General features: G+C 63.0%; 16 protein-coding genes and 1 pseudogene. 15 read left to right on the top strand and 2 right to left on the bottom strand.

Features of this window, described 5'->3' with window-relative positions:
* Nucleotides 1-14: 14 nt before the first annotated feature.
* Complete coding sequence (locus tag E4Q23_RS15735) at nt 15-467, top strand: rhodanese-like domain-containing protein (RefSeq protein WP_169067513.1); 453 nt, start codon at nt 15-17, stop codon at nt 465-467.
* Between the two features lie 372 nt (nt 468-839).
* Here the strand turns inward: E4Q23_RS15735 and E4Q23_RS15730 are convergent, their stop codons facing one another.
* On the bottom strand, nt 840-1,370 hold the full coding sequence (locus tag E4Q23_RS15730) for an O-acetyl-ADP-ribose deacetylase (protein WP_169067512.1): 531 nt from the start codon (nt 1,368-1,370) through the stop codon (nt 840-842).
* A gap of 192 nt (nt 1,371-1,562) precedes the next feature.
* On the opposite strand from E4Q23_RS15730, the gene E4Q23_RS15725 reads away from it, so the two are divergent.
* From E4Q23_RS15725 to E4Q23_RS15665, 13 genes are all read left to right on the top strand, one after another.
* Nucleotides 1,563-2,423 carry a CsgG/HfaB family protein gene (locus E4Q23_RS15725; protein WP_423753351.1) on the top strand — a complete coding sequence of 287 codons (861 nt, stop codon included), beginning with the start codon at nt 1,563-1,565 and terminating at the stop codon, nt 2,421-2,423.
* A gap of 210 nt (nt 2,424-2,633) precedes the next feature.
* Entirely contained in the window at nt 2,634-3,617 is a 984-nt protein-coding gene (locus tag E4Q23_RS15720; protein ID WP_169067510.1) for a tRNA dihydrouridine synthase, read from the top strand.
* Complete coding sequence (gene trmB / locus E4Q23_RS15715) at nt 3,618-4,328, top strand: tRNA (guanine(46)-N(7))-methyltransferase TrmB (RefSeq protein WP_169067509.1); 711 nt, start codon at nt 3,618-3,620, stop codon at nt 4,326-4,328. It begins immediately after the preceding gene.
* 200 nt (nt 4,329-4,528) lie between these two features.
* Complete coding sequence (locus E4Q23_RS15710) at nt 4,529-7,123, top strand: bifunctional aconitate hydratase 2/2-methylisocitrate dehydratase (protein WP_169067508.1); 2,595 nt, start codon at nt 4,529-4,531, stop codon at nt 7,121-7,123.
* A gap of 191 nt (nt 7,124-7,314) precedes the next feature.
* Nucleotides 7,315-9,012, top strand: coding sequence for a type I restriction-modification system subunit M (locus E4Q23_RS15705; protein ID WP_169067507.1), 1,698 nt, complete (start codon nt 7,315-7,317; stop codon nt 9,010-9,012).
* A 158-nt stretch (nt 9,013-9,170) separates the two neighbouring features.
* A complete protein-coding gene (locus tag E4Q23_RS15700; RefSeq protein WP_169067506.1) occupies nt 9,171-10,394 on the top strand; it encodes a restriction endonuclease subunit S in 1,224 nt (407 codons plus the stop codon).
* A complete protein-coding gene (locus E4Q23_RS15695; protein ID WP_169067505.1) occupies nt 10,388-13,537 on the top strand; it encodes a type I restriction endonuclease subunit R in 3,150 nt (1,049 codons plus the stop codon). Before E4Q23_RS15700 ends, E4Q23_RS15695 begins: the two co-directional genes overlap by 7 nt.
* Before the next feature lie 322 nt (nt 13,538-13,859).
* Nucleotides 13,860-15,071 carry an ATP-binding protein gene (locus tag E4Q23_RS15690; protein WP_169067504.1) on the top strand — a complete coding sequence of 404 codons (1,212 nt, stop codon included), beginning with the start codon at nt 13,860-13,862 and terminating at the stop codon, nt 15,069-15,071.
* Nucleotides 15,068-16,084, top strand: coding sequence for a ParA family protein (locus E4Q23_RS15685; protein WP_169067503.1), 1,017 nt, complete (start codon nt 15,068-15,070; stop codon nt 16,082-16,084). Before E4Q23_RS15690 ends, E4Q23_RS15685 begins: the two co-directional genes overlap by 4 nt.
* A 144-nt stretch (nt 16,085-16,228) precedes the next feature.
* Entirely contained in the window at nt 16,229-17,647 is a 1,419-nt protein-coding gene (locus tag E4Q23_RS15680; protein WP_169067502.1) for a toll/interleukin-1 receptor domain-containing protein, read from the top strand.
* A 25-nt stretch (nt 17,648-17,672) separates the two neighbouring features.
* Nucleotides 17,673-18,680 (top strand): AAA family ATPase, encoded by a 1,008-nt coding sequence (locus tag E4Q23_RS15675; protein WP_169067501.1) that lies wholly within the window; start codon nt 17,673-17,675, stop codon nt 18,678-18,680.
* 39 nt (nt 18,681-18,719) lie between these two features.
* On the top strand, nt 18,720-21,485 hold the full coding sequence (locus E4Q23_RS15670) for a toll/interleukin-1 receptor domain-containing protein (protein ID WP_169067500.1): 2,766 nt from the start codon (nt 18,720-18,722) through the stop codon (nt 21,483-21,485).
* 2 nt (nt 21,486-21,487) lie between these two features.
* Nucleotides 21,488-22,630, top strand: coding sequence for a formylglycine-generating enzyme family protein (locus tag E4Q23_RS15665; protein ID WP_248595499.1), 1,143 nt, complete (start codon nt 21,488-21,490; stop codon nt 22,628-22,630).
* 51 nt (nt 22,631-22,681) lie between these two features.
* Here the strand turns inward: E4Q23_RS15665 and E4Q23_RS25290 are convergent, their stop codons facing one another.
* Nucleotides 22,682-23,233, bottom strand: a complete 552-nt coding sequence (locus E4Q23_RS25290) for an integrase core domain-containing protein (protein WP_169067498.1) — start codon at nt 23,231-23,233, stop codon at nt 22,682-22,684.
* Nucleotides 23,234-23,413: 180 nt separating this feature from the next.
* On the opposite strand from E4Q23_RS25290, the pseudogene E4Q23_RS15655 reads away from it, so the two are divergent.
* Nucleotides 23,414-24,035: pseudogene (locus E4Q23_RS15655) on the top strand (CDP-alcohol phosphatidyltransferase family protein).
* Nucleotides 24,036-24,040 lie beyond the last annotated feature (5 nt).

Below are 24,040 nucleotides of genomic sequence, written 5' to 3'. Positions count from 1 at the left end.
TCGGAGGTTTGGTCATGCTTCGCACACTCGCTGTTGCCCTGTCTTTCCTGCTGCTGGCGCTACCGTTGCCGCTGCGCGCTGAAGTGATCGATATCGACAACGCCGAACTGCTGCGCCTGCGGGCCGCAGGGGTGCCGATCATCGACATCCGTACGTTTGGCGAATGGCAGCAAAGCGGCGTCGTCGAGGGCAGCCAACTGATTACCTATGTCGACGAGCGCGGCGTCGTCGATGCGCCCGCCTGGCTGGCAAAGGTGCAGGGCGTGGCCAGACCGGACCAGCCGGTGATCGTTATTTGCCGTAGCGGCAACCGGACGCGAGCGGCGAGCCAGCTCTTGTCGCAGCAGGCAGGCTACGCGAAGGTGTACAACGTCAAGGACGGGATGCGCGCCTGGGTGCAGGAAGGGCGGCCAGTGACGCCGTTGGCCAGTACCGTCGCACAGTGCCCGGCCGGTGCTCGCTGCTGAGCGTGCTGCGGGTAGTGGCTAACGGTCATGACGGTCGAGATACACCGGATGATGAAAGTCATGACCGTTTCCCCCTCACTTGCAGTGCGCATTCCGGCTTGCACGCCGGAATCGTTCGACGGGTTGGGCGCAATGCGCCCAGAATTCCCCGTCTCACCCCGGCCCTTCTCCCGCAAGGGGAGAAGGGCGGTTCGTGAGTCGCATACGCGACTTTCACATTAACGGTCATGACACGTGGAGACACCCCAAATCATGAAAGTCATGACCGTTTCTCTTCCCATCGCCCCTTCTCCCGCAAGGGGAGAAGGGCGGTTCGTGAGTCGCATACGCGACTTTCACATTAACGCGGGCTGATGACGCCGCACGCTCGCCTCAGCCTGCCGGGTCAGCGTCCAAAGCTGCCAGCAATTGCTCATAGATCCGCAAATCGCCGCTCGAAAAGCAGCAGAAGGTCACCTCTTCAAGGCCGCCAGGCGCAGCTGTCGATGCCTGCACCGTCGCCACGGCAAGCGCTGCCGCTTTTTCGATCGGGTAGCCATAGATGCCCGTGCTGATGCTCGGAAAGGCGAGCGTGCGCAGCCCATTGGCGGCAGCGATCGCGATCGCCCGACGATAGCAGGAGGCCAGGTGCGCGGGCTCGCCGCCATCGCCACCGTGCCAGACCGGACCCACCGCGTGAATGATGTACCTGGCCGGAAGTTGGTAGCCCTTGGTGAGTTTGGCGTCACCCGTCCGGCAGCCGCCGAGCGCCTGGCACTCGCGGAGCAAGTCCCGACCGGCGGCGCGGTGGATGGCCCCGTCGACACCGCCGCCGCCGAGCAGCGAGGCGTTGGCGGCGTTGACGATCGCATCAACCGCCAGGGTGGTGATATCGGCGCGCAGCGCATGCAGCAAAGTGGTCATGGTGTTGCAGCCTGGTGATTGCCTGTGGCGATTGTAAGCAGCCAAGCGCAGAGGTCAAGCGTCGGAAGGTGCTGCGCAGGCGGTAGCCATGCTGCTATAGTGGCAGCCGGTGAGGAGGGCACCGCTGGCGTTATTCGGGCACGCCTCATTCAGCCAATTGCCAATTCAGAGGGGGGGATGCACATGTCTATATTGAGTTCTCGTAATGCGGCACGCCTGGTTGCCGCCTCCGCTGCAACTGCCTTGCTGGCCGCTTGCTCCAACATGCAAATGGGGTCACAGGATGCCAAGACCACGGCCACCGGGGCGGCCGGCGGTGCAAACGCCCAGAATGCAAACAACCAACTCGAGAGATGCGATAGCTCGCTCGGCACGCTTGCCGTGGTTGAGGACACGCAAGCACCGTGGTATGGCATTCTGACCGGCCAGTGGGGCCTGGGATCGACGACGCCGGTGCTCAAGCTGATGGTCCAGCAATCGAACTGTTTCGTGGTCGTCGAACGCGGCCGTGCGATGAACAACATGATGCAGGAGCGCGCCCTGGAAGACTCGGGGGAACTGCGCAAGGGCTCCAAGTTCCACAAGGGGCAGATGGTCTCGGCCGATTACTCGATGAGTCCGTCGATTACCTTCAGCAACAGCAATGCGGGAGGTGGAGGGGGGGCGCTTGGCGGCGTGAGCGGTGCGCTGGGCGTTATCGGTGCCATTGCCAGCAGCATGAACGTCAAGGAGGCCAGTACCTTGCTGACCCTGATCGACAACCGTTCCGGCGTGCAGCTGGCGGCCGCCGAAGGCAGCGCCAGCAATATCGACTTTGGCGCGGTCGGTAGCCTGTTTGGCCGCGGCCTGGGTGGGGCCGCTGGCGGTTACGCGAACACCGCGCAGGGCAAGGTGATCGTCGCCGCTTTCACTGACTCGTACAATAACCTTGTGCGTGCGGTCAAGAACTACCAGGCGCAAGAGGTCAAAGGCGGCCTCGGGACTGGTGGCAATCTGGGCGTGCAGGGTGCCGAAGGAGCACAGGCTCCCAAGAAAAAGAGCAAGAAGCCCTAGCGACAGCGCTTCCTGACGAGGGCCGGCTTGCCCGGCCTTTTTTTTTGGCGCCGTTTTGGATGAGCGCGAAGTGCCAGAATGCGCGCCAGGTGCCTCGCCTGCTTTGGCGGTAGGCACGCGCGCTGGAACGCTGGTCGCAACGCTGGTTGCTACTCCGGCCCGGCGACGATTGACGATTGCCGGGTCTGACGATCAGGATTCTGGAAGAAGATGGGAAAACTGCTGCTGGCACCGATGGAAGGTCTGGTCGACGACGTGCTGCGCGACGTGCTGACGCGTGTCGGCGCTTATGACCTGGCGGTCAGCGAGTTCATCCGCGTGTCGGGGAATTTGCTGCCGCCGCGAGCCTTCCGACGGCTCTGCCCCGAGCTTGATAACGGTAGCCGAACGCGCGCTGGTACGCCGCTGGTGGTGCAGCTTCTCGGCAGCGATCCGGCCTGCATGGCAGAAAATGCTGCTCAACTGGTTGCGCTCGCGCCGGCAGGTATCGACCTCAACTTTGGTTGTCCGGCACCGACGGTCAATCGCCACGGAGGTGGCGCGATGCTGCTCGCCGACCCCGAGCAGTTGCTGCGTATCGCTGCGGCGGTGCGCCGCGTGGTGCCAGCGGAAATTCCGTTTACCGCCAAGATGCGGCTCGGTGTACGCGATACGGCGAAAACGCTCGATTGCGCGCGGGCCCTGGCTGCCGGCGGTATCGTGGCGCTGGTCGTACATGCCCGCACCCGCACCGACGGCTATCGACCGCCGGCGCACTGGGAATGGATAGCGCGTATCCGCGCGGTCGTAGAAATGCCGGTGGTCGCCAACGGCGAGGTGTGGACCGTTGCCGACCACGCGCGCTGCTGTGCGGTGAGTGGCAGCGACGACGTGATGATCGGGCGCGGCGCGGTTGCCGATCCTTTTCTCGCCCAGCGCATTCGCGCCCAGGCGGCGGGCGAGGTCGTCGCCGTCGACCGCGCGGATGACTGGCGGCAGTTGCAGCCGCTCTTGGCATCCTATTGGCAGCAGGTCTGCGCCAAGGTCGCGGCCCGGCATGCGCCCGGGCGGCTCAAGCTGTGGCTGGGATCGCTGCGGCGCAACTTCGTCGAAGCCGAAGCCTTGTTCATGGCCATCAGGACACTTGCTGGTGTGGAAGAAATCAGCCGCGTGCTTGCCTTGCACGGGATCTCCGCGCACAAGCACCCGGCCTAGATGCAAGGCAACTCGCGCGTCCCGGGCAGCGCCCAGAGCGACGTCCACGCGCATCTGGCCGCGGTTGTCGCTTGCCACGTGAGCACCGCTTTTCGCAAGCCCTACGCCGACTACAATCGCGCTGCCTTCGCGGCAAGTTTCGAACGCTACCAGCGCCTGGCGCCGGGCGTGCCCTTGATCCTCGACGCCTGCTGCGGGGTAGGGGAGAGCAGCGTCGCGCTGGCCCGAGCCTTCCCGACCCACTACGTGATTGGCGTTGACCAGTCTGCCACGCGCTTGCGCCGCGGCCAGCAGCGTCAGCAAGCGCGGCGCGAGTCACGCGAGTCACCAGAGGAACAGGGTGCCTGGCCTGCCAACCTCGACCTGGTGCGCGCCGATCTGGTCGACTACTGGCGTCTGCTGCTCGACGCCGGCCTGCGCCTCGATCGCCACTACCTGCTCTATCCCAACCCCTGGCCAAAAATCGGCCACCTGCGCCGACGCTGGCATGGACACCCGGTTTTTCCGGCCCTGCTGGCTCTCGGCGGAGTGCTCGAATGCCGCAGCAACTGGCCGATCTACATCGCCGAGCATTGTCTGGCGGTGCAGCAACTCACTGGCCAAGCGGCAGTTTGCGAGCCTTTCGTCCCGGATCTGCCGATGACGCCCTTCGAACGCAAGTACCTGGATTCCGGCCATGGCCTGTTTCGTACGGTCACCCATTTGACTTGAGAGCGGGGCACTGGCTCGCGTGCTTCACAGCAAGTCGTATGTCTTATATAATACACACCAATCAAGCGGGGCTGTCGGCCGCTGAAGTTTCTGCCGTCGGGCGTAAATGCCTACCCGCCACGAGCTCGTGGGCTGCCGCCGCTGCGGCCTTGCAGTACAATTGCACTCTTGCTGCCTAAACTTTGAGAAAGGACGTTGCCGTGCTGGAATCCTATCGTGCCCATGTTGCCGAGCGTGCTGCGCTTGGTATCCCGCCGCTGCCGCTGACCGCTCAGCAGACCAGGGAACTCGTCGAACTGCTGAAGAATCCGCCGCAGGGTGAAGGGGAGAACCTGGTTGAGCTGCTCACTTATCGTGTGCCAGCCGGTGTCGATGATGCGGCCAAGGTCAAGGCGGAGTTCCTGGCCAAAGTCGCCAAGGGAGAGGAGAGCTGCGCGCTGGTTTCCAAAGAGATGGCCACCGAACTGCTCGGCACCATGCTTGGCGGTTACAACGTCAAACCGCTGATCGATCTGCTCGCTGGTCCGACCGGCGCCATCGCCGCGGCAGCACTCAAGAAGACACTGCTGGTCTTCGACTTCTTCCACGACGTCAAGGAACTCGCCGACAAGGGTGACGCCAACGCCAAGTCCGTCCTGCAGAGCTGGGCCGACGGCGAGTGGTTCACCTCGCGTCCGGAAGTGCCGACCTCACAGAAGCTGACCGTGTTCAAGGTCACCGGCGAAACCAACACCGACGACCTGTCGCCGGCACCCGACGCCTGGTCGCGTCCGGACATCCCGCTGCACGCGCTGGCCATGCTCAAGAACCCGCGTGCGGGCATCGAAGCCGATGTCGCCGGCGAGCGCGGCCCGATCAAGCAACTCGAAGCGCTGGCCGCGAAAGGCAATCTGATCGCCTACGTTGGCGACGTCGTCGGTACCGGTTCCTCGCGCAAGTCGGCGACCAATTCCGTGCTCTGGTTCACCGGCGAGGACATTCCCTTCGTTCCCAACAAGCGTTTCGGCGGTTTCTGCCTGGGTTCGAAGATCGCTCCGATCTTCTTCAACACCATGGAAGACGCCGGCGCGCTGCCGATCGAACTCGACGTCGAGCAGATGGAAATGGGCGACGAGATCGAATTGCAGATCGATACCGCGACGACCAAAGTCACCGCACTGAAGAACGGTACCGTGATCGCCGAATCGCAACTGAAAACACCCGTGATCCTCGACGAAGTACGTGCCGGCGGCCGCATCCCGCTGATCATCGGCCGCGGCCTCACCACCCGGGCGCGCGAAGCGCTTGGCCTGCCGGTCTCGACCCTGTTCCGTGTGCCGCACAACCCTGCCGACCCGGGCACGGGCTACACGCTGGCGCAGAAAATGGTCGGACGGGCCTGCGGCCTGCCGGAAGGCAAGGGCGTTCTGCCGGGTACCTATTGCGAACCCCGCATGACCACCGTCGGCTCGCAGGACACCACCGGCCCGATGACCCGAGACGAACTCAAGGATCTCGCCTGCCTCGGTTTCTCGGCGGACATGGTGATGCAGTCCTTCTGCCATACCGCCGCCTATCCGAAGCTGGTCGATGTGCGCACGCACCGCGAACTGCCGACTTTCATCAGCACCCGCGGCGGTGTCTCGCTGCGTCCCGGCGACGGCATCATCCACTCCTGGCTGAACCGCCTGCTGCTGCCCGATACCGTCGGCACCGGCGGCGACTCGCATACCCGCTTCCCGATCGGCATTTCGTTCCCGGCCGGCTCCGGCCTGGTCGCCTTCGCCGCCGCCACGGGCGTGATGCCGCTGGACATGCCGGAATCGGTGCTGGTGCGCTTCAAGGGCAAGCTGCAGGATGGCGTCACCCTGCGTGACCTGGTCAACGCCATTCCCTACTACGCCATCAAGGCCGGCCTGCTGACCGTCGAGAAGAAAGGCAAGAAGAACATCTTCTCCGGCCGCATCCTCGAAATCGAAGGCCTGCCGGATCTGAAGATCGAACAGGCGTTCGAGCTCTCCGACGCTGCTGCCGAGCGTTCCGCTGCCGCCTGCGCCATCCAGCTCGACAAGGCGCCGATCATCGAGTACATGCGCTCGAACATCACGCTGATGAAGTGGATGATCGCCACCGGCTACGAAGACAAGCGCACCCTTGGCCGCCGCATCAAGGCCATGGAAGCGTGGATCGCCAAGCCCGAACTGCTCAAGGCCGATGCCGGCGCCGAGTACGCCGCGGTGATCGAGATCGACCTCGCCGACGTCAAGGAGCCGATCGTCGCCTGCCCGAACGACCCGGACGACGCCAAGCTGCTGTCCGAAGTTGCCGGCGCCAAGATCGACGAAGTCTTCATCGGCTCGTGCATGACCAACATCGGCCACTTCCGTGCCGCCGGCAAGGTCCTCGAAGGCAAGACCGACATCCCGACCCGGCTGTGGGTTGCGCCGCCCACCAAGATGGACGCCGCAATCCTCAACGAGGAAGGCTACTACGCCATCCTCGGCAAGTCCGGCGCACGCATGGAAATGCCCGGCTGCTCGCTGTGCATGGGTAACCAGGCGCAGATCCGGAAAGGCAGCACGGCGATGTCGACCTCAACCCGCAACTTCCCCAACCGCCTCGGCATCGACACCTTCGTTTACCTCGGCTCCGCCGAACTGGCCTCGATCTGCGCCCTGCTGGGCCGCATCCCGACCGTCGCCGAGTACATGGAACAGGTGAAAGTGGTGAACGCCAAGGCCGCCGATGTCTATCGCTACATGAACTTCGACCAGATCAAGGAGTTCAGTGAGGTGGCGGATACGGTGAGCGTCTGAGCTTCGCAGTAAGCGACAGCAGAACAAGCCCCCGCCGGCAAGCTGGCGGGGGCTTTTTTTCTTGGCAGGCATGATTGCCGATGCCGTCGGCTCCGTGGCCGTCGCTGCCTGCGTAGAATGACGACTTTCGAGCGTCGATATGCCGCCGATCAGCATTGACCTGCTTGCCAGCCAAAGGGACAACACCGTAAATGAGCGACGACGGACAACAGTATCTGAACGATCTCGACAAGCGCCTGTGGTCCGCCGCCGACCGTTTGCGTGCCAACGTCAACCCCGGCGACTACATGCATGTGGTGCTTGGCCTGGTCTTCCTGAAATACATCTCGGACGCGTTCAAGGAACGCCGTGACGAGCTCGAAAAGGCTTTTTTCGATCCGGAAAATGACTACTACCTCGGTGACGACTCGGGCGAGCTTGATACCGAAATGGTCGAGCAGGAACTCGAAGCGCGCGACTACTACACCGAAAAGAACGTCTTCTGGGTGCCGGCGCTGGCGCGTTGGGATTTCATCAAGGACAACGCCAAGGTCGCCGCCGGGAGCCTGCTCGAGGTCAGGAACGGCAGAACATTCGAGTATGAATTCAAGGGCATCGGCCGCTTGCTCGACGATGCCCTCGATGCCGTCGAAAAGGAAAACCCGCGCCTCAAGAACGTCCTCGACAAGGACTACGCGCGCAAGCGCGTCGATGAAGCGTTGCCCGGTCTGATCGACCTGCTCTCCACGGTGCCTTTCCAGCACGAATCGCTCAAGGCCAAGGACATCCTCGGCCACGTCTACGAATACTTTCTCGGCGAATTCTCGATTGCTGCCGGCAAGCGCGGCGGCGAGTTCTACACGCCGAAGAGCATCGTCAGCCTCATCGTCGAAATGCTCGAACCCTTCCAGGGCCGGGTGTATGACCCCTGTTGCGGCTCCGGCGGCTTCTTCGTGCAGAGCGAGCGCTTCGTCGAGGAGCACGGCGGGCGTATCGGCCAGCTCTCGGTCTACGGGCAGGAAGCCAACCCCACCACCTGGCGGCTGGCCTCGATGAACATGGCCATCCGCGGCATGGATTTCGATTTCGGCAAGGAGCCGGCCAGCACCTACACCCGCCCGCAGCACCCGGATCTGCGCGCCGACTTCATCATGGCCAATCCGCCCTTCAACATGAAGGACTGGAACGAAGGCGTGCAGGACGAAGACGTGCGCTGGAAGTACGGCGTGCCCCCGGCTGGCAATGCCAACTTCGCGTGGATGCAACACATGATCCACCACCTGGCGCCCAACGGCAGCATGGCCCTGCTGCTCGCCAACGGCTCGATGAGCAGCAACACCAACAACGAAGGCGAAATCCGCAAGGCATTGATCGAGGCCGATCTGATCGAATGCATGGTCGCGCTGCCCGGCCAGCTGTTCACCAATACGCAAATCCCCGCCTGCATCTGGTTCCTCACCCGCAACAAGCGTGAACGCGGCAACGCAGGTTCGGGCACGCGCCAGCGCCAGGGCGAAACCCTGTTCATCGATGCCCGCAAGCTCGGCTACATGAAGGACCGCGTGCTGCGCGACTTCAGGGCGGAAGACATCGCCCGAGTGGCCGACACCTTCCACGCCTGGAAACGCCATTCCCCCTCTCCCCTCGCGGGCGAGGGCCGGGGAGAGGCGGCGGCTTACGCAGACATCCCCGGCTTCTGCAAAGCCGCCACGCGCGAAGAAATCCGCAAGCACGACCATGTCCTCACGCCCGGCCGCTACGTCGGCGCCGCCGCGCAGGAGGAAGACAGCGAGCCCTTCGAAGAGAAAATGGCCCGCCTCACCGCCACCCTGGGCCAGCAGTTCGCTGAAAGCGCCCGCCTGGAAGCTGCAATCCGCAAGAACCTGGCCGGGCTGGGCTATGAAATCTGACGCACGCACTTGTGCAACGACCCGTTGCACAAACTCCACGCCATGACACCGCCACAGAAAGCCACCCCAAGCCGGGCGATGCCGAGCGAACTCAAGGGCAGTTTGCCGAGCATTGAGGAGATCGAGGCGGAGTTGAGCGGGGATCTGGGGGGGCGGGGATGAGTGAGTGGCGGACCGTTCGAATAGGGGATGTTGCGGCGGTGTTCGATGGCCCCCACGCGACACCGACTAAAGTGGCATCTGGGCCAATATTCCTTGGAATTAGTAGCCTCGAAAGTGGGCGTTTGAAGCTGTCCGCAACGGAACACTTGTCAGAGACTGATTTTGCTCAGTGGACCCGTCGTGTTTTGCCTACGGCTGGAGATGTGGTCTTTTCTTACGAGACTCGTCTCGGCGAAGCTGCATTGATTCCCAATGGGTTGCGCTGTTGTCTTGGCCGTCGGATGGGCTTGGTACGACCACGAACACACGCGCTCGACTCTCGTTTCTTCTTGTACCAGTATCTCAGTCCAGGCTTTCAGGAATACTTGCGGAGTCGGACTATCCATGGCAGTACCGTTGATCGTATTCCACTAAAGGCTTTCCCTGACTTCCCTCTTGCGCTTCCTGCACTGCATACGCAACGTCATATTGCCCACATTCTCGGCACGCTCGACGACAAAATCGAACTGAACCGCCGCACCAATGAAACCCTAGAAGCTATGGCGCGCGCGATCTTCCAGTCCTGGTTCGTCGGTTTCGAGTTCGTTCGCGTGAGTGCCAGCGAGCTTATCCGCGAGAAAGTACTTGACATTGGAGATGGTTATCGGGCGAAGAATGACGAGTTGGGAGATGAGGGATTGCCATTCATCCGCGCCATGAATTTGAAGAATGATTTCGATACGGCGGGAGCTGACCGGCTAAAACCTGATCGCATTGCCGGTGCGCTCTCCAAGTGCTCCAGGGTCGGTGATGTGGCCTTTACCTCGAAGGGAACGATTGGCAGGTTCGCCCGTGTTGGTGAGGCAACCGAGTCCTTCGTCTACTCTCCGCAAGTCTGTTTTTGGCGGACATTGGACCCCCAGCGGCTGCATCCTGCCATCCTCTACTGCTGGATGCAATCGGTTGATTTCTTGACCCAATTGCATGGTCGTTCGGGTGAAACAGATATGGCCCCGTATGTTTCTCTGCGAGATCAACGAGCGATGTTTATGCCACGCTTCGACGCGTCTCAAGCACAGGTTGGTCGGGAAATTGCAGCCTTGCTGAGTTTGGTTTCCGAAAACCAAACTCAGTCACGAACACTGAGCGCCTTGCGGGATGCACTTCTACCTCGCTTGCTTTCGGGCGAAATATGTGGCTATGCGGCATCGTACGGGGTTCAGGGCATGGCGGCATGCTGACCGAACAACACCTCGAACAACTCGCCATCACCTGGTTCCAGGACACCGGCTGGGAATTCCGCCACGGCCCCGACATTGCGCCGGATAGCGACACCCCCGAGCGCACCGACTACCGCCACGTCTTGCTGCCGACCCAGCTTCGCGAGGCTCTTCGCCGCCTGAATCCCGATGTGCCCACGGCCGTTCTTGACGAGGTGGCGCATCACGTCGCCAAGCCCGACCATCCTTCGCTGATCCAGAGCAACCGCGCTTTCCACGAGGCGCTGATCGACGGCGTGCCGGTCGAGGTGGAAGGCGAGGGCGGACGGCGTGGGGATCGGGTGCGGCTGATCGATTTCGAGAACCCGGGCCGCAATCGCTTTCTGGTGGTCAATCAATTCACCATCCAGGGTAGCAGGCATCTGCGCCGGCCGGACCTGGTGTGCTTCATCAACGGTTTGCCGATCGCGGTGATCGAGCTGAAAAATGCTGCTGCGGAGCAGGCGGATATCTGGTCGGCCTTCAATCAACTGCAGACCTACAAGGAGGAGATCGCCGATCTCTTCGTCTTCAACGAGGCGCTGGTGATTTCGGACGGTCTGCATGCCCGCGTCGGTTCGTTGACCGCCAGCCGCGAGCGTTACCTGCCGTGGCGCACCCTGAAGAACGAGAACGACCGGCCGTTGCTGGAGTTCGAGCTGGAAAAGGTGGTGCGCGGCTTTTTCTTCCCCGACTTGCTGCTCGATTACCTGCGCTATTTTGTCCTGTTCGAGACTTTCGACGGCAAGCTGATCAAGAAGATAGCCGCTTACCACCAGTTTCACGCCGTGCGCGAAGCGGTACGAGTGACGATCAAGGCGGCGACCATGCCCTTGTTGCCCGAGGGCCTCCGAGTGGAAGAGGCGCGGGCGACCTACGGCAAGCGGGTCGAGGCGCGCAAGGGCGGCATCGTCTGGCACACCCAGGGCTCGGGCAAGAGCATTTCGATGCTCTGCTTTGCCGCCAAACTGATGCAGCAGCCGGAGATGCAGAACCCGACGCTGGTCGTGGTGACTGACCGCAACGACCTGGATGGCCAGCTTTTCCAGACCTTCGCCGGGGCGCGTTCGCTGTTGAAGGAAGCGCCGCAGCAGGCCGCCGACCGCGACGAGCTGCGCGCCTTGCTCGACGGACGACCGTCCGGCGGCATCATTTTCACGACCGTGCAGAAATTCGTGCCGGGGCCGGATGAGGAGGCCTTTCCGCTGCTTTCGGCGCGTACCAACATCGTGGTCATCGCCGACGAGGCGCACCGCTCGCAGTACGGCTTTCGCGCCGTGCTGGACAGGAAGACCGGCAAATACAGGTACGGCTTCGCCAAGCATCTGCGCGATGCGCTGAAGAACGCCACTTTCGTCGGCTTTACGGGCACGCCCGTGGAAAGCACCGACAAGGACACGCGGGCGGTGTTCGGCGATTACGTGAGTATCTATGACATCCAGGATGCGGTAGACGACGGCGCCACGGTGCCGATCTACTACGAAAGCCGGCTGGCCCGGCTGGACCTCGAGCAGGCAGCGATGGAACAACTCAACAGCGATGTCGAGGAGGTGTTCGAGGACGAAGAGGATGTCGCTTTGCGCGAGGCGGCCAAGACGCGCTGGGCGGCGCTGGAAAAGCTGGTCGGCGCGCAGCCGCGCATCGACCAGGTGGCCGCCGATATCGTGCAGCACTTCGAAGTGCGCATTTCGGCGGTGGCCGGCAAGGGCATGATCGTTGGCATGAGCCGCGAAATCTGCGCCCGGATTTACCAGGCCATGGTCATGCTGCGGCCCGAATGGCACAGCGATGACCCGGCGCAGGGGGCGATCAAGGTGGTGATGACCGGTTCGGCGGCGGATGGCGAGCTGCTGCGCCCGCACATCCATAACGGCAGTACCAGGAAGTTGCTGGAAAAGCGCTTCAAGGATGCCAACGACGGCCTGCAGCTGGTGATCGTGCGCGACATGTGGCTGACCGGCTTCGACGTGCCCTGCCTGCACACCATGTACGTGGACAAGCCGATGCGCGACCACAACCTGATGCAGGCCATTGCCCGTGTGAATCGTGTCTTCCGCGACAAGGAAGGCGGCCTGGTCGTCGATTACATCGGCATCGCCGCCGAGTTGCGCAAGGCCCTGAAGGCGTATACCGAAAGCCGTGGCAAGGGCCAGCCGACGCTCGATGCCGCCGAGGCGCTGGCCAAGCTGAAGGAGTTGATGGAAGTGGCGCGCGGGCTGCTGCATGGCTTCGACTTCGCCGCCTATCCGACCCAGGCAGTGGCGCTGCTGTTGCCGGCCGCCAATTTCGTGCTCGGGCAGGAGGAAGGAAAGAAACGCTGGTTCGACGTTGTACTCGCGATCAGCAAGGCTTTCTCGCTGTGCGGCACTCTCGACGAGGCCCTGGTGCTGCGCGAGGAAATTGCTTTCTTCCAGGCGATCAAGGCGGTGATCGCCAAAGCGACGACTTCTCAAAAGAAGCTCTCGGAAGACCGGAAGAATGCGGTGCTCAAGCAGATTCTCGACAATGCCGTGGTCGCCAAGGGCGTCGAGGATATCTTCAAGCTGGCCGGCCTGGACCGGCCGGACATCGGCATTCTCTCGGATGCTTTCCTGGAGGAAGTACGCAATCTGCCGCAGCGCAACTTCGCCGTGGAGTTGCTGCAGAAGCTGCTCAACGACGAAGTGAAGTCGCGCTCGCGGACCAATGTAGTGCTCGAACGCAAGTTCAGCGAGCGCCTGCAGGCGGCGCTCAACCGCTACCGTGGCCGGGCCATCGAAAGTGCGCAGGTGATCGAGGAACTGATCGCCATGGCCAGGGAGTTTCGCGCCGCCGCCCAACGCGGCGACGCGCTGGGCCTCAACCAATCCGAGCTGGCTTTCTACGATGCGCTGGCCGACAACGAAAGCGCCGTCCGCGAGATGGGCGACGAAATTTTGAAGAAGATCGCCCACGAGTTGACCGAGAAGCTGCGCAACAGCGCCAGCGTCGACTGGCAGAAGCGCGACAGCGTGCGCGCGCGATTGCGGAACCTGGTGCGTATCACTTTGCGCCGCTACAAGTACCCACCGGAGAGGCAGGAAGAAGCGATCCGGCTGGTGCTCGAACAGGCGGAACGGCTTTCGGATGAGTGGACGCGCACTTAGTGAGCAGCCGCGCCACTTGCCGCCGCACGGTCGCAGTGCGGCTCCGCGACATCGCCAGGACCGACTGCCTTGCGGGCAAAATTGACGGCATGATGTCGCTTGGCGCGACCAAGGGCGGTGCGGACCGTGTCGCGCCGCAGCAGATGTGCCGCCGGCGACGCTGTTGCGTTGCTGTTGCGCAGTTTTTTCGCTGGTCGGCGGCCCGAAGGCGGGCCAGTGTACGGTCTTGCCTGCGTCGTTCTTACGCAGGTTTTGGAAAGCAGCCAACGAAGAGGGTCGCCGCACTCGCTGCGAGCGTTATCGAAAACCGGGAGCTTGTCTCATGAACCCCCTCAGCGATCAAGAACTTGCCACTCTGCTCGAAGATCTGGAATCCGATCGTATCGAGCGCAAACGAGCTTGGGCGGGAGACGCCGCGGAGAAGGCGCGCCAGGCCGTATGTGCGTTCGCCAACGACTTGCCAAACCATGGCCGGCCGGGCGTCGTGTTCATCGGCGCCAATGACGATGGTAGCGTCGCCAGCATTGACGTTACAGACCAGCTCCTGCTGACGCTTTCCGATATCAAGACCGATGGCAAGACGGTCCCGCCACCGACATTGACGGTTGAGAGACGCGTGCTCAAAGGCGCCCCCGTGGCGATCGTGACGGTTTGGCCAGCCGATTCGCCGCCGGTGCGTTACGAGGGTCGCATCTGGATTCGGATTGGCCCACGTCGCGGTCTCGCCAGCGCGCAGGATGAACGTATCCTGAATGAAAAGCGCCGCTACCGCGACCGTGCCTTCGATACTCATCCGATCCAGGGTTGTCCTCTCAGTGAGCTGAATCGTACGGTGTTCGAAAACGAGTACCTGCCTCAGGCAGTTGCCGGCGACGTGCTGGCGGTCAACGCACGAAGCTATGAAGAGCGCCTGGCCTCGATGGGCATGATTGCTTCGGTGGACGACCCGACACCCACGGTCATTGGGGTTCTTGCGCTCGGCAAGACGCCGCGCTCCTGGGTGCCTTGCGCCTACGTCCAGTTCCTGCGTATTCGCGGTACAGAGTGGGGCGACCCGGTGGCCGACGAGCAGGAACTCGACGGGACGCTCGACCTCGTTCTGCGCCGGCTCGACGACAAGATCAAGGCGACCCTCGCCGTTTCGGTCGACTTCACCTCCGGATCGACCACCGAGCTTCGTTCCATTCCCTACCCACTCAGCGCCCTGCAACAACTGACCCGCAACGCGGTGATGCACCGGAGCTACGAGGGTACCAATGCGCCGGTGCGCGTCTATTGGTTTGACGACCGCATCGAAATCACCAACCCCGGTGGCCCCTATGGCACGGTAACCGCCGAGAATTTCGGGCGCCCGGGCGTTAGCGATTATCGTAACCCGAGCGTGGCGACAGTGCTAAAAGCCATGGGATTCGTTCAGCGCTTCGGCTTCGGTATTGCCGAAGCGCGTCGATCGCTGGCAGCCAACGGCAACCCGCCGCTCGACTTTCAGGTTGAGCCGACGGTGGTGCTGGCAAGCGTAAGGAAAGTACCATGAGCGTCCCTGTTCTTACTTTCTTCAACAGCAAGGGGCGGGTGGGGAAAACTTCCCTTGTCTTCCATCTGGCATGGATGCTCGCGGAAATGGGCAAGCGCGTCCTGGCGATCGACCTCGATCCGCAGGCCAACCTCACTTCGGCCTTCCTGCCGGAAGAGGATCTCGAGGTTCTCTGGGACACTGACGATACTTCCCGGCGAACCAGCACGATCTATCAGTGCATCCGACCGCTGATGGAAACTGGCGACATTCTCGTTCCACAAACCCAGGCCATCAGCTCGCGCCTGCATCTCGTGCCAGGCGATCTCGGGCTGGCGGGCTTCGAGGACTTCCTGTCGCAGGAATGGCCCAATGCGCTTGGTTCCAGGAACCTCTATCGTCCGTTCCGCATCTTGTCGTCTTTCTGGCAGGTCGCCCAAATGGCTGCCCGGCAGCATAGCGCAGACATCATCCTGGCGGATGTCGGCCCCAACCTCGGCGCCATCAATCGCTCGGCGCTGATCGGCACGGATCATGTCGTGATACCACTGGCGGCCGACCTGTTCTCGCTGCAAGGTCTGCGCAACCTCGGTCCAACGCTACAGGCATGGCGCCAGGATTGGAAGAAGCGCGTGGACAACTGGGTCGCTCCGGCTTTCGCGCTGCCTGCGGGCAGCATGCAACCCGTCGGCTACATCCTCATGCAGCACAGCGAGCGTCTTTCCCGTCCCGTCAAAGCGTATGGCAAGTGGGCCGACCGAATTCCATCTACCTATCAACAGGCTGTCTTGAGCGACCGCGTTTCGGTGACGAGCAAGCCCAGCGATGACAACTGCCTCGCCAAGCTGAAGCATTACCGCAGCCTCGTGCCCATGGCTCAGGAAGTACGCAAACCGATTTTCCAGCTCAGCACCGCCGATGGCGCCATCGGCAGCCATTCCTATGCAGTGAGAGACGCCAGGACCGACTTCGCGGCCCTGGCCGCCGCCATCCTTGAACGCATCGAACCCGGATCCGAACCCGAACCGAGCTGATATTGGCAGCCGTAGCTTCTTCTCGTAGAGCCGACCGAGGGCGATGAGGAGGAACGGTGTCGGCGTTTTTTTGGATTGAGGAGGAACTGGGCGCGCTTGATCATCAGGACTACAATTGATTGTCACCCACGCTATTCCAAATCGATGGCAAAAGCGAATATCAAACAGATCGCCGGGCGAAGAATATTCGTTTCATACTGTCACGCCGACTACTCTGCCGCCTATAGGCTGAACGAAGTTCTCGAGGCAATGTGTCGGAGGCTAGGGGACTCGGCAGTGTTCCTCGATTGCCAGGGGGACAATCGGCTGATGGCCGGAGACGAATGGAAAGCCAAGATCATCGCCGCGGTTAATTCTGCCAACGTCTTTGTCGTCCTGATGAGCACGTCTTTCCACGCTTCGTCGTTTTGCCGTGACGTCGAATTGAAGCGCATGCTGGAACGTCGGAAGCTCGAGCCGCATGTGAAAGTGATCGGGGTCGCGCGTCACAAGGTCAATCTGAAGGACTTCTCGGTGGAGGTAGATGGCCAGGCGATCGCATTGGAGGAGTATCAGTGTCTCCCGCAAAAGTTGACTACGACGGCAGCGGGTCAACGATGGGGCTTGAAGCCAATCAACCACTGGCGCTTCGCCAGCGACGCTTGGGTCACAGTCGGCGAGCAGATCGAAGAGTCCCTTCTCGCCGATAGCCACCCGGTTTTTGCTGCACCCGAGACTAGGCAGAGTAGCGAACCTGTGGTTTCCACCGCCAAGCCCTTGGCCATCCAAGCCAGCCATCTTCCTTACCTTTGCGACCGCGGCGAACAGCACGACGCGCTGATCGCCACGCTGCTGGCATGGCGTAAGACGAGCTTCGTTCGTCCGCTGGTGCTGGTAAGCGAAGGGCGTGCCGACGACTGTCTGGGCAAGTGGGTGGAGCGTATGCGACGGCAAGAGATCGTCAAGTCTCTGGGCTTCGAGGAAATGGGCCTGTCGCTCGGCCATTTCAAGCCTTTCAGGTGGCCGGCAGCGACAGCTGCTGCGTTGTCCTCCGTCGAACTCGCGCGGCAGCGCTTCGTGCGCGAGCTGGCCGATGTGCTTTGTCCGCATCCGCTGGCGTCGGAGGCGGAGGCATTCGAGGCGCATCTCACCCGCGCACATCCCACTCTGCTGTGGGTCGACTGTTCCGACAGTTGCGAGGAGGAACACGCACAGAGATCTCTCGAAGGGCTACTGGCCGTTTTGAGTGCCTGTCCGCCGCTGGGCCAGAGAACAATGCTCGTGGTCGCAATCAACCTTATTCGCGAGGCCGCCGCACCGGCAGATGCCCGCGCGCGTCTCGCGTCGACGTTTCAGTCCGTGATCGATCAGGCCGTTGCAACGGGCGGCGTCCAGGCGTCAATGCTCGGTTCACTGCCCGAGCTGGTCGAGACGGACATTAGTAACTGGTCGTTTCACGATGATGTGAACGGCAAGCTGATCGACGACATCGAAATGCTCACCAAGGCGCTACCCACCGGCCGCAGTTCCTGGCCCATGCGTACCTTCGCCGAAGTCGCGCGCCAGTGGTTCCATCACCCCTAAGCCAATCAACAAGGAGTAGTCGCCGATGTCATGCAACTGGTTTCAAGGTCGGCCAGATGTCATGGCGCCGGCACAGCCTGTCGAAATTGAGTCCATTGATCGCGACCGTTTCTTCGGCCCGGAGAATTACGAGGCGGAAGATGGCCTGCGCGATGCCGTCAATGCCGCCCTGCTGCTCGACCAACCGCTGCTGCTCACCGGCGAGCCGGGCACCGGAAAAACCCAGTTGGCAGAGAAGCTTGCGCTTGAACTCGGGTTCCCGCTCTTCAAGTTCGAGACGAAGTCCACCAGCGTTGCGCAGGACCTCTTCTACACCTTCGACCATGTGGGGCGTTTCCAGGCCGCACAGGTCAGCAAGGACGCCGCCGCCCTGCACGCGTTGAACTTCATCGACTTCGGCGCACTGGGCAAGGCCGTTGTGCAAAGTCTTCAGCCCGCCGAGGCAAAAGCGCTCTTTCCGGCCGGCGAGCTCCCTGACTGGTATAGCGGTCCTGGCCGAGCCATCGTGCTGATCGACGAAATCGACAAGGCCCCGAGCGATCTACCCAACGACGCGCTCAACGAGATCGAGCGCCATTACTTTCGCATACGCGAGCTGCAGGGTGGGCTTGAGGTCAAGGCTGCCGCCAGGCAGCGGCCGGTGGTCGTCATCACCAGCAACTCGGAAAAGCAGTTGCCCGATGCCTTCCTGCGCCGCTGCATCTTCTACCACATGCAGCCGATCAACCCCGACCGCTTGCGCAGGATTGCACTGCGCCGGCTCGCGGCCCTGAAGGTGCAGTCCGGCCCCCTGCTTGAAGAGGCATTGCAACTGTTCTTCGATCTGCGCAAGCCCGAATACGACCTGCGCAAGCGGCCTTCGACCGCTGAATTCCTGAGTTTTGTTGCCGCGTTGTCGCGCGAGCCCGGGGCTTCACCGGACGAAGCGCTGCAGCCGGCGCACGCCCGGCGCGTACTGGCGACGCTGGTCAAGGCGCCCGAAGATCAGACGGCCGCCGCGCGCCATCCGATAATCGCCGCAGCCTCGCGCTGATCGGCGATGCAATCCGTCGCGCCGGCCTGGCTAGATCCCATGCGCGAGCAATTACTGCCCGAGTTGCAGGCGGCCGGGCTGGATCTCGACCTTCGCTCACGGCTCAACATCGAAGCGTGGATCGAGGCCGCCCACGATCGCCAGCTCCTGAGCGACGACCCGCGTTGCGCGCAGGGCGCACTGCGGGCTATCGTCAGCAAGAGCGCACGCGACCAGCAACTGTTCGATCAGGTATTTGAGTCCTGGCGACAACGCTGGGACCACGGTGTCGAATTGCTGGGTAGCGCAACTGCCACCGAGCCCTCGCCGCCCCCTGATCAGCCGCGTGCGCTCTTGGCGGTACGATGGTCTCTGCGATCTTGGCTGACGCTGTTCGTCGTGCTCGCCGTGTCAGGGCTCGCCGTCCATTATGGGTACAAGAAATGGCAGGAACCTCAGCCACAGCACCTGGTCGTCGAAGCGGAAAAACCGCCACCTGCCCTCGGAAAGACCATCGAGGTGCCCACTTTCACGAATATCAAGTCGGTCGCCGGCCCGATTGAAGTCGCCGGCCAAACGGAAGTGCAGGCTTCGCCCTGGTTGTTTGGCATGCATCCGGCGGTCTATGCGGCTTTGATCCTGGCGCTCGCTTCGGCCGGCTGGTTCGTCCGGCGTACCCGCAAGGCGGAGATCGCGCGCATCACCACGGGCGAAAACTTGCGCGAGCAGCAGGTGTTCGCCCGCCAGCTCCTCCCTGTTTCCGGCGAACGACGTGCCGCCCTGCGGGTCGCAGCACGCCGCCTGCGCAAGCCGCGGCCGAGCGAGCGTCGAGACCTCGACATCAATGCCAGCACGCGCGCCACGGCATCACGAGGCGGCCTGTTTTCCCCGGTGCATCGCCAGGCCACAGCCATGCCCGAATACCTGTTGCTCGTCGATCGCGCCGGTCGCAACGACCAGCAGGCGCACTGGGCGGCCGCAATGGCGCGCGACCTCGCCGCTGAAGGCGTTACGGTTGCCTTGTACGAGTTCGACCGCGACCCGCGCTGGGTGGCGCCGCTGCACACTCGTCACCGCAGGGGTTTGGGCGCGACGCAGACGTTTCTGCCGCTGGCTTGCCTCGGCGCCCGGCATGCCGGCCAGGGCCTGATCGTGCTGGGCGATGGCCACAGCTTCATCGAAGAGGCCTCCGGCGAACTGCACGACTGGCTGCCAGGCGCGCTGGCGCCGTGGCCGCGGCGGGTGCTGATGACGCCGCGGCCACCCGCGAGTTGGGGACTTGCCGAAGACGTCATCGCCGGCGAAGGCCAGCCGGCGCATGTGGACAGCTTCCTCGTGCTGCCGGCGCAGATCGAGATGCTGTCGGCGGCAGCGCGCTGGTTCGATGAGCGCAAGGTGCCGGAAGTCGACCTGCTGCCTGGCGCACCGGCGCTGCTGCCAGCGATGCTCGAGGAAGACATCGGCCGCTGGGTCGGACGCGAAGCGCCGGCCGCGACCGAGCTGGTGGCGCTCGTTGAACAACTGCGCAGCTTCCTCGGCCCGACGGCCTACACCTGGCTGGCGGCCAGCGCGGCCTACCCCTATCTGTCCGCCGATCTCACGGCTTACCTCGCCCACCAGCTCAGCGAGGCGTCGCCATCCGCCGCCAGGAGCGGGGCCGCATCGTCGGACGCGCGCCTCCTCGAAGCGCGCCTGGTGGGCATAGCGCAACTTCCCTGGTGCCGCCTGGGGATGATGCCCGACTGGGTCCGTCGCGCGCTGTTCCTGAGCCTCGCGCCGGCGACACGCGAGCGGGTGCGGGCTGTGCTCACCAGGCTGTTCCGCGCCGCTGGCCAGGACGACATCGCCCTCGGCGTATCGCTGGGCACCGTCGCCAGTGATGGAGCGGCGCCGACGCGACGACAGCCGCACTCTCTGCTGCGCAGCTTCGCCCGGCGCATCGGTCTCGCCGGCGTGGTCGCCAACGAGCCGCCCGACAGCCCGTTGCGCGACGTGATCTACCTCGGCGTCCTGCGCGGCGACTTCGACACCGAGCTCACCCTCGACGCCGGGGAAGACTTCGCCCGCGCAGTACGTTCCGAGACGGGCCCGCGACTGACCCGCAACCCCTTGCGCTGGCTGGCGGTTCTCGTCGTCGCGGAGTTCTACCCGGTGATCTGGCTGAAATGGTGGGCCAGTGGAGCGCTGCCCGGCGAAGTGGCAGGGGTGGGCCGGGACTTCGTGCAGGCGTGGCGAACGGCCCATGCCGACGTCGAACGCTTCTACGCCGTCATCGGTAATTGGTTCGTGCGAGTCGGCGCACGCCTGTTTGGCGCGGAACCGGTCGCGGCGCCGGCCGAACAAGACGGCGCGCCGCCAAGCGAAGCATCCGGCACGCTGGTCTTCCTGAGCTACCGTCGTAGCGAGGCAGCTTTTGCCGCGCGAGCGCTACGCGAGCGGTTGGTGGCAAGGCTCGGCCTTGCCAGCGTCTGGGACGACCGTGAACTGCCTGTCGGTGCCGGATGGCAGGCCGATATCGACGCTGCAAGTGTGCGCGCGCTGGATCGTTCCAAGATCCTCGTCGTATTCATTGGCCGCAATCCGTTTGCTGATGATTCGCGCTGGCAGGTCCAGGAGATCGAGAATGCACTGGCATCAGGCAAGCCGATCATGCCGGTGCTGCTCGACGGTGCCGCCATGCCGGGGTCGGCCGCTCTTCCGCCCTCGATTCGCCAGTTGACCCACTACAACGCGTTTCCCTTGCAAGGCGATCGTCTCGACGCCGACCTCGACCGCCTGACCGATGCCATCGTCCGCTCGGTGGGCGAAAGGACGAACGCCAAGTGAGCATGCCTGATCCGCAAGAGCTGGATCGGCCCGCTCCGCGGCCGCCGGACCGCACGCCAGCGCGAGCCTACCGTGCGCCGGCTCCGCGCCTGCGCGACCGTATTCTGCCGCTGCTCTACCCGCTACCTGGCGGCGAGTCGGCGACAGCACGCTCACTACTCGGGGTCGCCTTCGGGCTGGCGCTGGTGTTGCTCGCCCTGGCCGGCGTCGTCGCCCCGTTTGTCGTCCCGGACGCTGTGCGGCAGTGGTCACCCGCTTCGGCGCAGTCGGTCACCGATGCCGGGCAGCTTTCCCCTGGCAGCATTTTCCGCGACTGCAGGGACGAGTCTTGCCCCTGGCTGGTCGTCCTCCCACCCGGCCGCTTTGTCATGGGCTCTGCCGCCGGCGAAGCGGAGCCGAAACCCGACGAAGGCCCGCAACACGAGGTCGCCATCGCCGCGAAGATCGCGGTGATGCAACACGAGGTCACACGTGGCCAGTTTGCCGCGTTCGTCAAGGAAACGAAATACCAGATCAAAGCCGCTTGCTCGACGTTGACTGGGAAGGGCTTTGCAGTTGATCCGAAAGGCGCCTGGAACAGTGTCGGCTTCACCCAGACCGATCAGCATCCGGTGGTCTGCGTCGACTGGAATGATGCCCGGGCCTACGCGTTGTGGCTGAGCCAGCGCACCGGCCGCAACTACCGACTGCTCAGTGAAGCGGAGTGGGAATACGCGGCCCGCGCCGGCAGCCAGACACCCTATGCCTTCGGCGATCGCGCGAATGAAATTTGCAGCTACGGCAATGTTGCCGATCGCAGCCTGAAGGACGCGCTGAAGGAGCTGCTGAAAGGATGGGTCTTCGCCGACTGTTCGGACGGTAATGTGTATACGGCATCCGTCAAGTCATTCAAGGCGAACGCCTTTGGCTTGTACGATATGCTCGGCAATGCCTGGGAATGGACGGAAGACTGTTACCACGGCAACTACAGCAATGCACCCGGGGACGGTAGTGCATGGGTCGACGGAAACTGTTCGCAGCGTATCCTGCGCGGCGGGGGTTGGGACGATGATCCGTACAAAGCGCGGTCGGCCAATCGCTTCGGGAGCGCCCCTGGCGGGCGCGGCAGCGGCGTGGGTTTCCGCCTGGCCAGGACGCTGCCGTAGCGTAGCGAAGGGTAAAGTGGACCCCGAAGTCAAGACAAAAATAGACGCGGTTTAGGTTGCGCAAGTAACTTTCCCACCCGCGCCGTCGAACTTGTCGAGGATGAAGGCGCCGCCCGCCGATGGTGGTTCGATAGACGATTCAGGGGTCGCGTTGTGCAGCGACTGGTGCGGACGCTCGCCGTTGTGGAAGGCAAAGTACTCGGCCAGGCGAACCATCAATTCGCTCATCGCGGCACAGCCCTTGAGGTACACGTCCTCGTACTTGACGCTGCGCCAGAGCCGCTCGACAAGGATGTTGTTGAACACCCGCCCCCGCCCCTCCATGCTGATAACTACCCGGATCCCGGGCAACTCTTCAAGGTCCATCTGCAGACCGCCACGATCGAGCAGGGCTGCACCGGGCAGAGGATCGACCAGCAAGTACAGATGGTTGGTCGCCGCGCCTTCTTCGCGTAGAACGGAGCCAAAATCCTGCTGAACCAGCACTGGAGGGACTTCGACGTTTGGGCCGAGCGTCGCTTCGAGCCGGATCGTCTTTGGGTTTTGCAGAGCTGACCTTTCCTGTTCGGCGCAATCGTCACGCTTGCAAGCGGCACCCACCATGCAGCGACCTTGAGCAAGTGGGCAAATTCGGGATTTGACTGTTTTATGAATCGCCGCCCGAACGGCCAGAGCAGCTGGCGGCGCGGATCTGTGATGCCTGGCCAACATTGATGCCGCTGGTATGGCTTGAAGCCAGGCAATTGGCTATGATACGCCTGCCTTTTTGCCAGAACGGACTCCATGCTTTCCATCTACGACATCAAACCCCGTTTCCAGAGCCTGCTCCGGCCGCTGGCCACACGTTTGGCCGCCGCCGGTGTGACGGCCAATGCGGTGACGCTGTTGGCGATGGCGCTTTCGCTGGCCCTTGGCCTGCTGCTGGCAATTTTTCAGCCCGGGGGGGGCGGCGTATCTGGCCTTGCCGATCTGGTTGTTTCTACGCATGGCACTCAATGCCATCGACGGCATGCTGGCGCGCGAGCATGGGCAGAGGTCGACGCTGGGGGCGTATCTCAATGAGTTGACTGATGTCATCTCGGATGCGGCGCTCTACCTGCCTTTTGCTTTCGTGGCGCCTTTTGGCGCTTTGAGCGTGGGGCTGGTGATCTGGCTGGCGGCGGTATCGGAGATGGCCGGCGCGCTGGGACCGATGGTCGGTGCATCGCGCCGCTACGAAGGGCCGATGGGGAAAAGCGACCGGGCTTTCGTGTTTGGCGCGCTCGGCCTGTGGCTGGGGCTGGCGGGGCAGTTGCCGGCCTGGCTGGCCTGGCTGATGCCGGCCATCGCGCTGCTCATGGTGGCGAACATCATCAATCGCGTGCGCGCCGGCCTGTCCGAGATCCGCAGGCAACAACAAGGATGAGGGTG

Source organism: Candidatus Accumulibacter phosphatis, assembly GCF_012939955.1.
In the GTDB taxonomy this organism is placed as follows: Bacteria; Pseudomonadota; Gammaproteobacteria; order Burkholderiales; family Rhodocyclaceae; genus Accumulibacter; species Accumulibacter delftensis.
This window is presented reverse-complemented; position numbering and strand designations above follow the sequence as displayed.

Coding starts and splice junctions, on each gene's coding strand:
- E4Q23_RS15665 (WP_248595499.1), top strand. CDS start 21,488: ATGCCTGATCCGCAAGAGCTGGATCGGCCCGCTCCGCGGCCGCCGGAC.
- E4Q23_RS15685 (WP_169067503.1), top strand. CDS start 15,068: ATGAGCGTCCCTGTTCTTACTTTCTTCAACAGCAAGGGGCGGGTGGGG.
- E4Q23_RS15690 (WP_169067504.1), top strand. CDS start 13,860: ATGAACCCCCTCAGCGATCAAGAACTTGCCACTCTGCTCGAAGATCTG.
- E4Q23_RS15695 (WP_169067505.1), top strand. CDS start 10,388: ATGCTGACCGAACAACACCTCGAACAACTCGCCATCACCTGGTTCCAG.
- E4Q23_RS15730 (WP_169067512.1), bottom strand. CDS start 1,370: ATGACCACTTTGCTGCATGCGCTGCGCGCCGATATCACCACCCTGGCG.
- E4Q23_RS15680 (WP_169067502.1), top strand. CDS start 16,229: ATGGCAAAAGCGAATATCAAACAGATCGCCGGGCGAAGAATATTCGTT.
- E4Q23_RS15720 (WP_169067510.1), top strand. CDS start 2,634: ATGGGAAAACTGCTGCTGGCACCGATGGAAGGTCTGGTCGACGACGTG.
- trmB (WP_169067509.1), top strand. CDS start 3,618: ATGCAAGGCAACTCGCGCGTCCCGGGCAGCGCCCAGAGCGACGTCCAC.
- E4Q23_RS15670 (WP_169067500.1), top strand. CDS start 18,720: ATGCGCGAGCAATTACTGCCCGAGTTGCAGGCGGCCGGGCTGGATCTC.
- E4Q23_RS15700 (WP_169067506.1), top strand. CDS start 9,171: ATGAGTGAGTGGCGGACCGTTCGAATAGGGGATGTTGCGGCGGTGTTC.
- E4Q23_RS15705 (WP_169067507.1), top strand. CDS start 7,315: ATGAGCGACGACGGACAACAGTATCTGAACGATCTCGACAAGCGCCTG.
- E4Q23_RS15735 (WP_169067513.1), top strand. CDS start 15: ATGCTTCGCACACTCGCTGTTGCCCTGTCTTTCCTGCTGCTGGCGCTA.
- E4Q23_RS15675 (WP_169067501.1), top strand. CDS start 17,673: ATGTCATGCAACTGGTTTCAAGGTCGGCCAGATGTCATGGCGCCGGCA.
- E4Q23_RS25290 (WP_169067498.1), bottom strand. CDS start 23,233: ATGGTGGGTGCCGCTTGCAAGCGTGACGATTGCGCCGAACAGGAAAGG.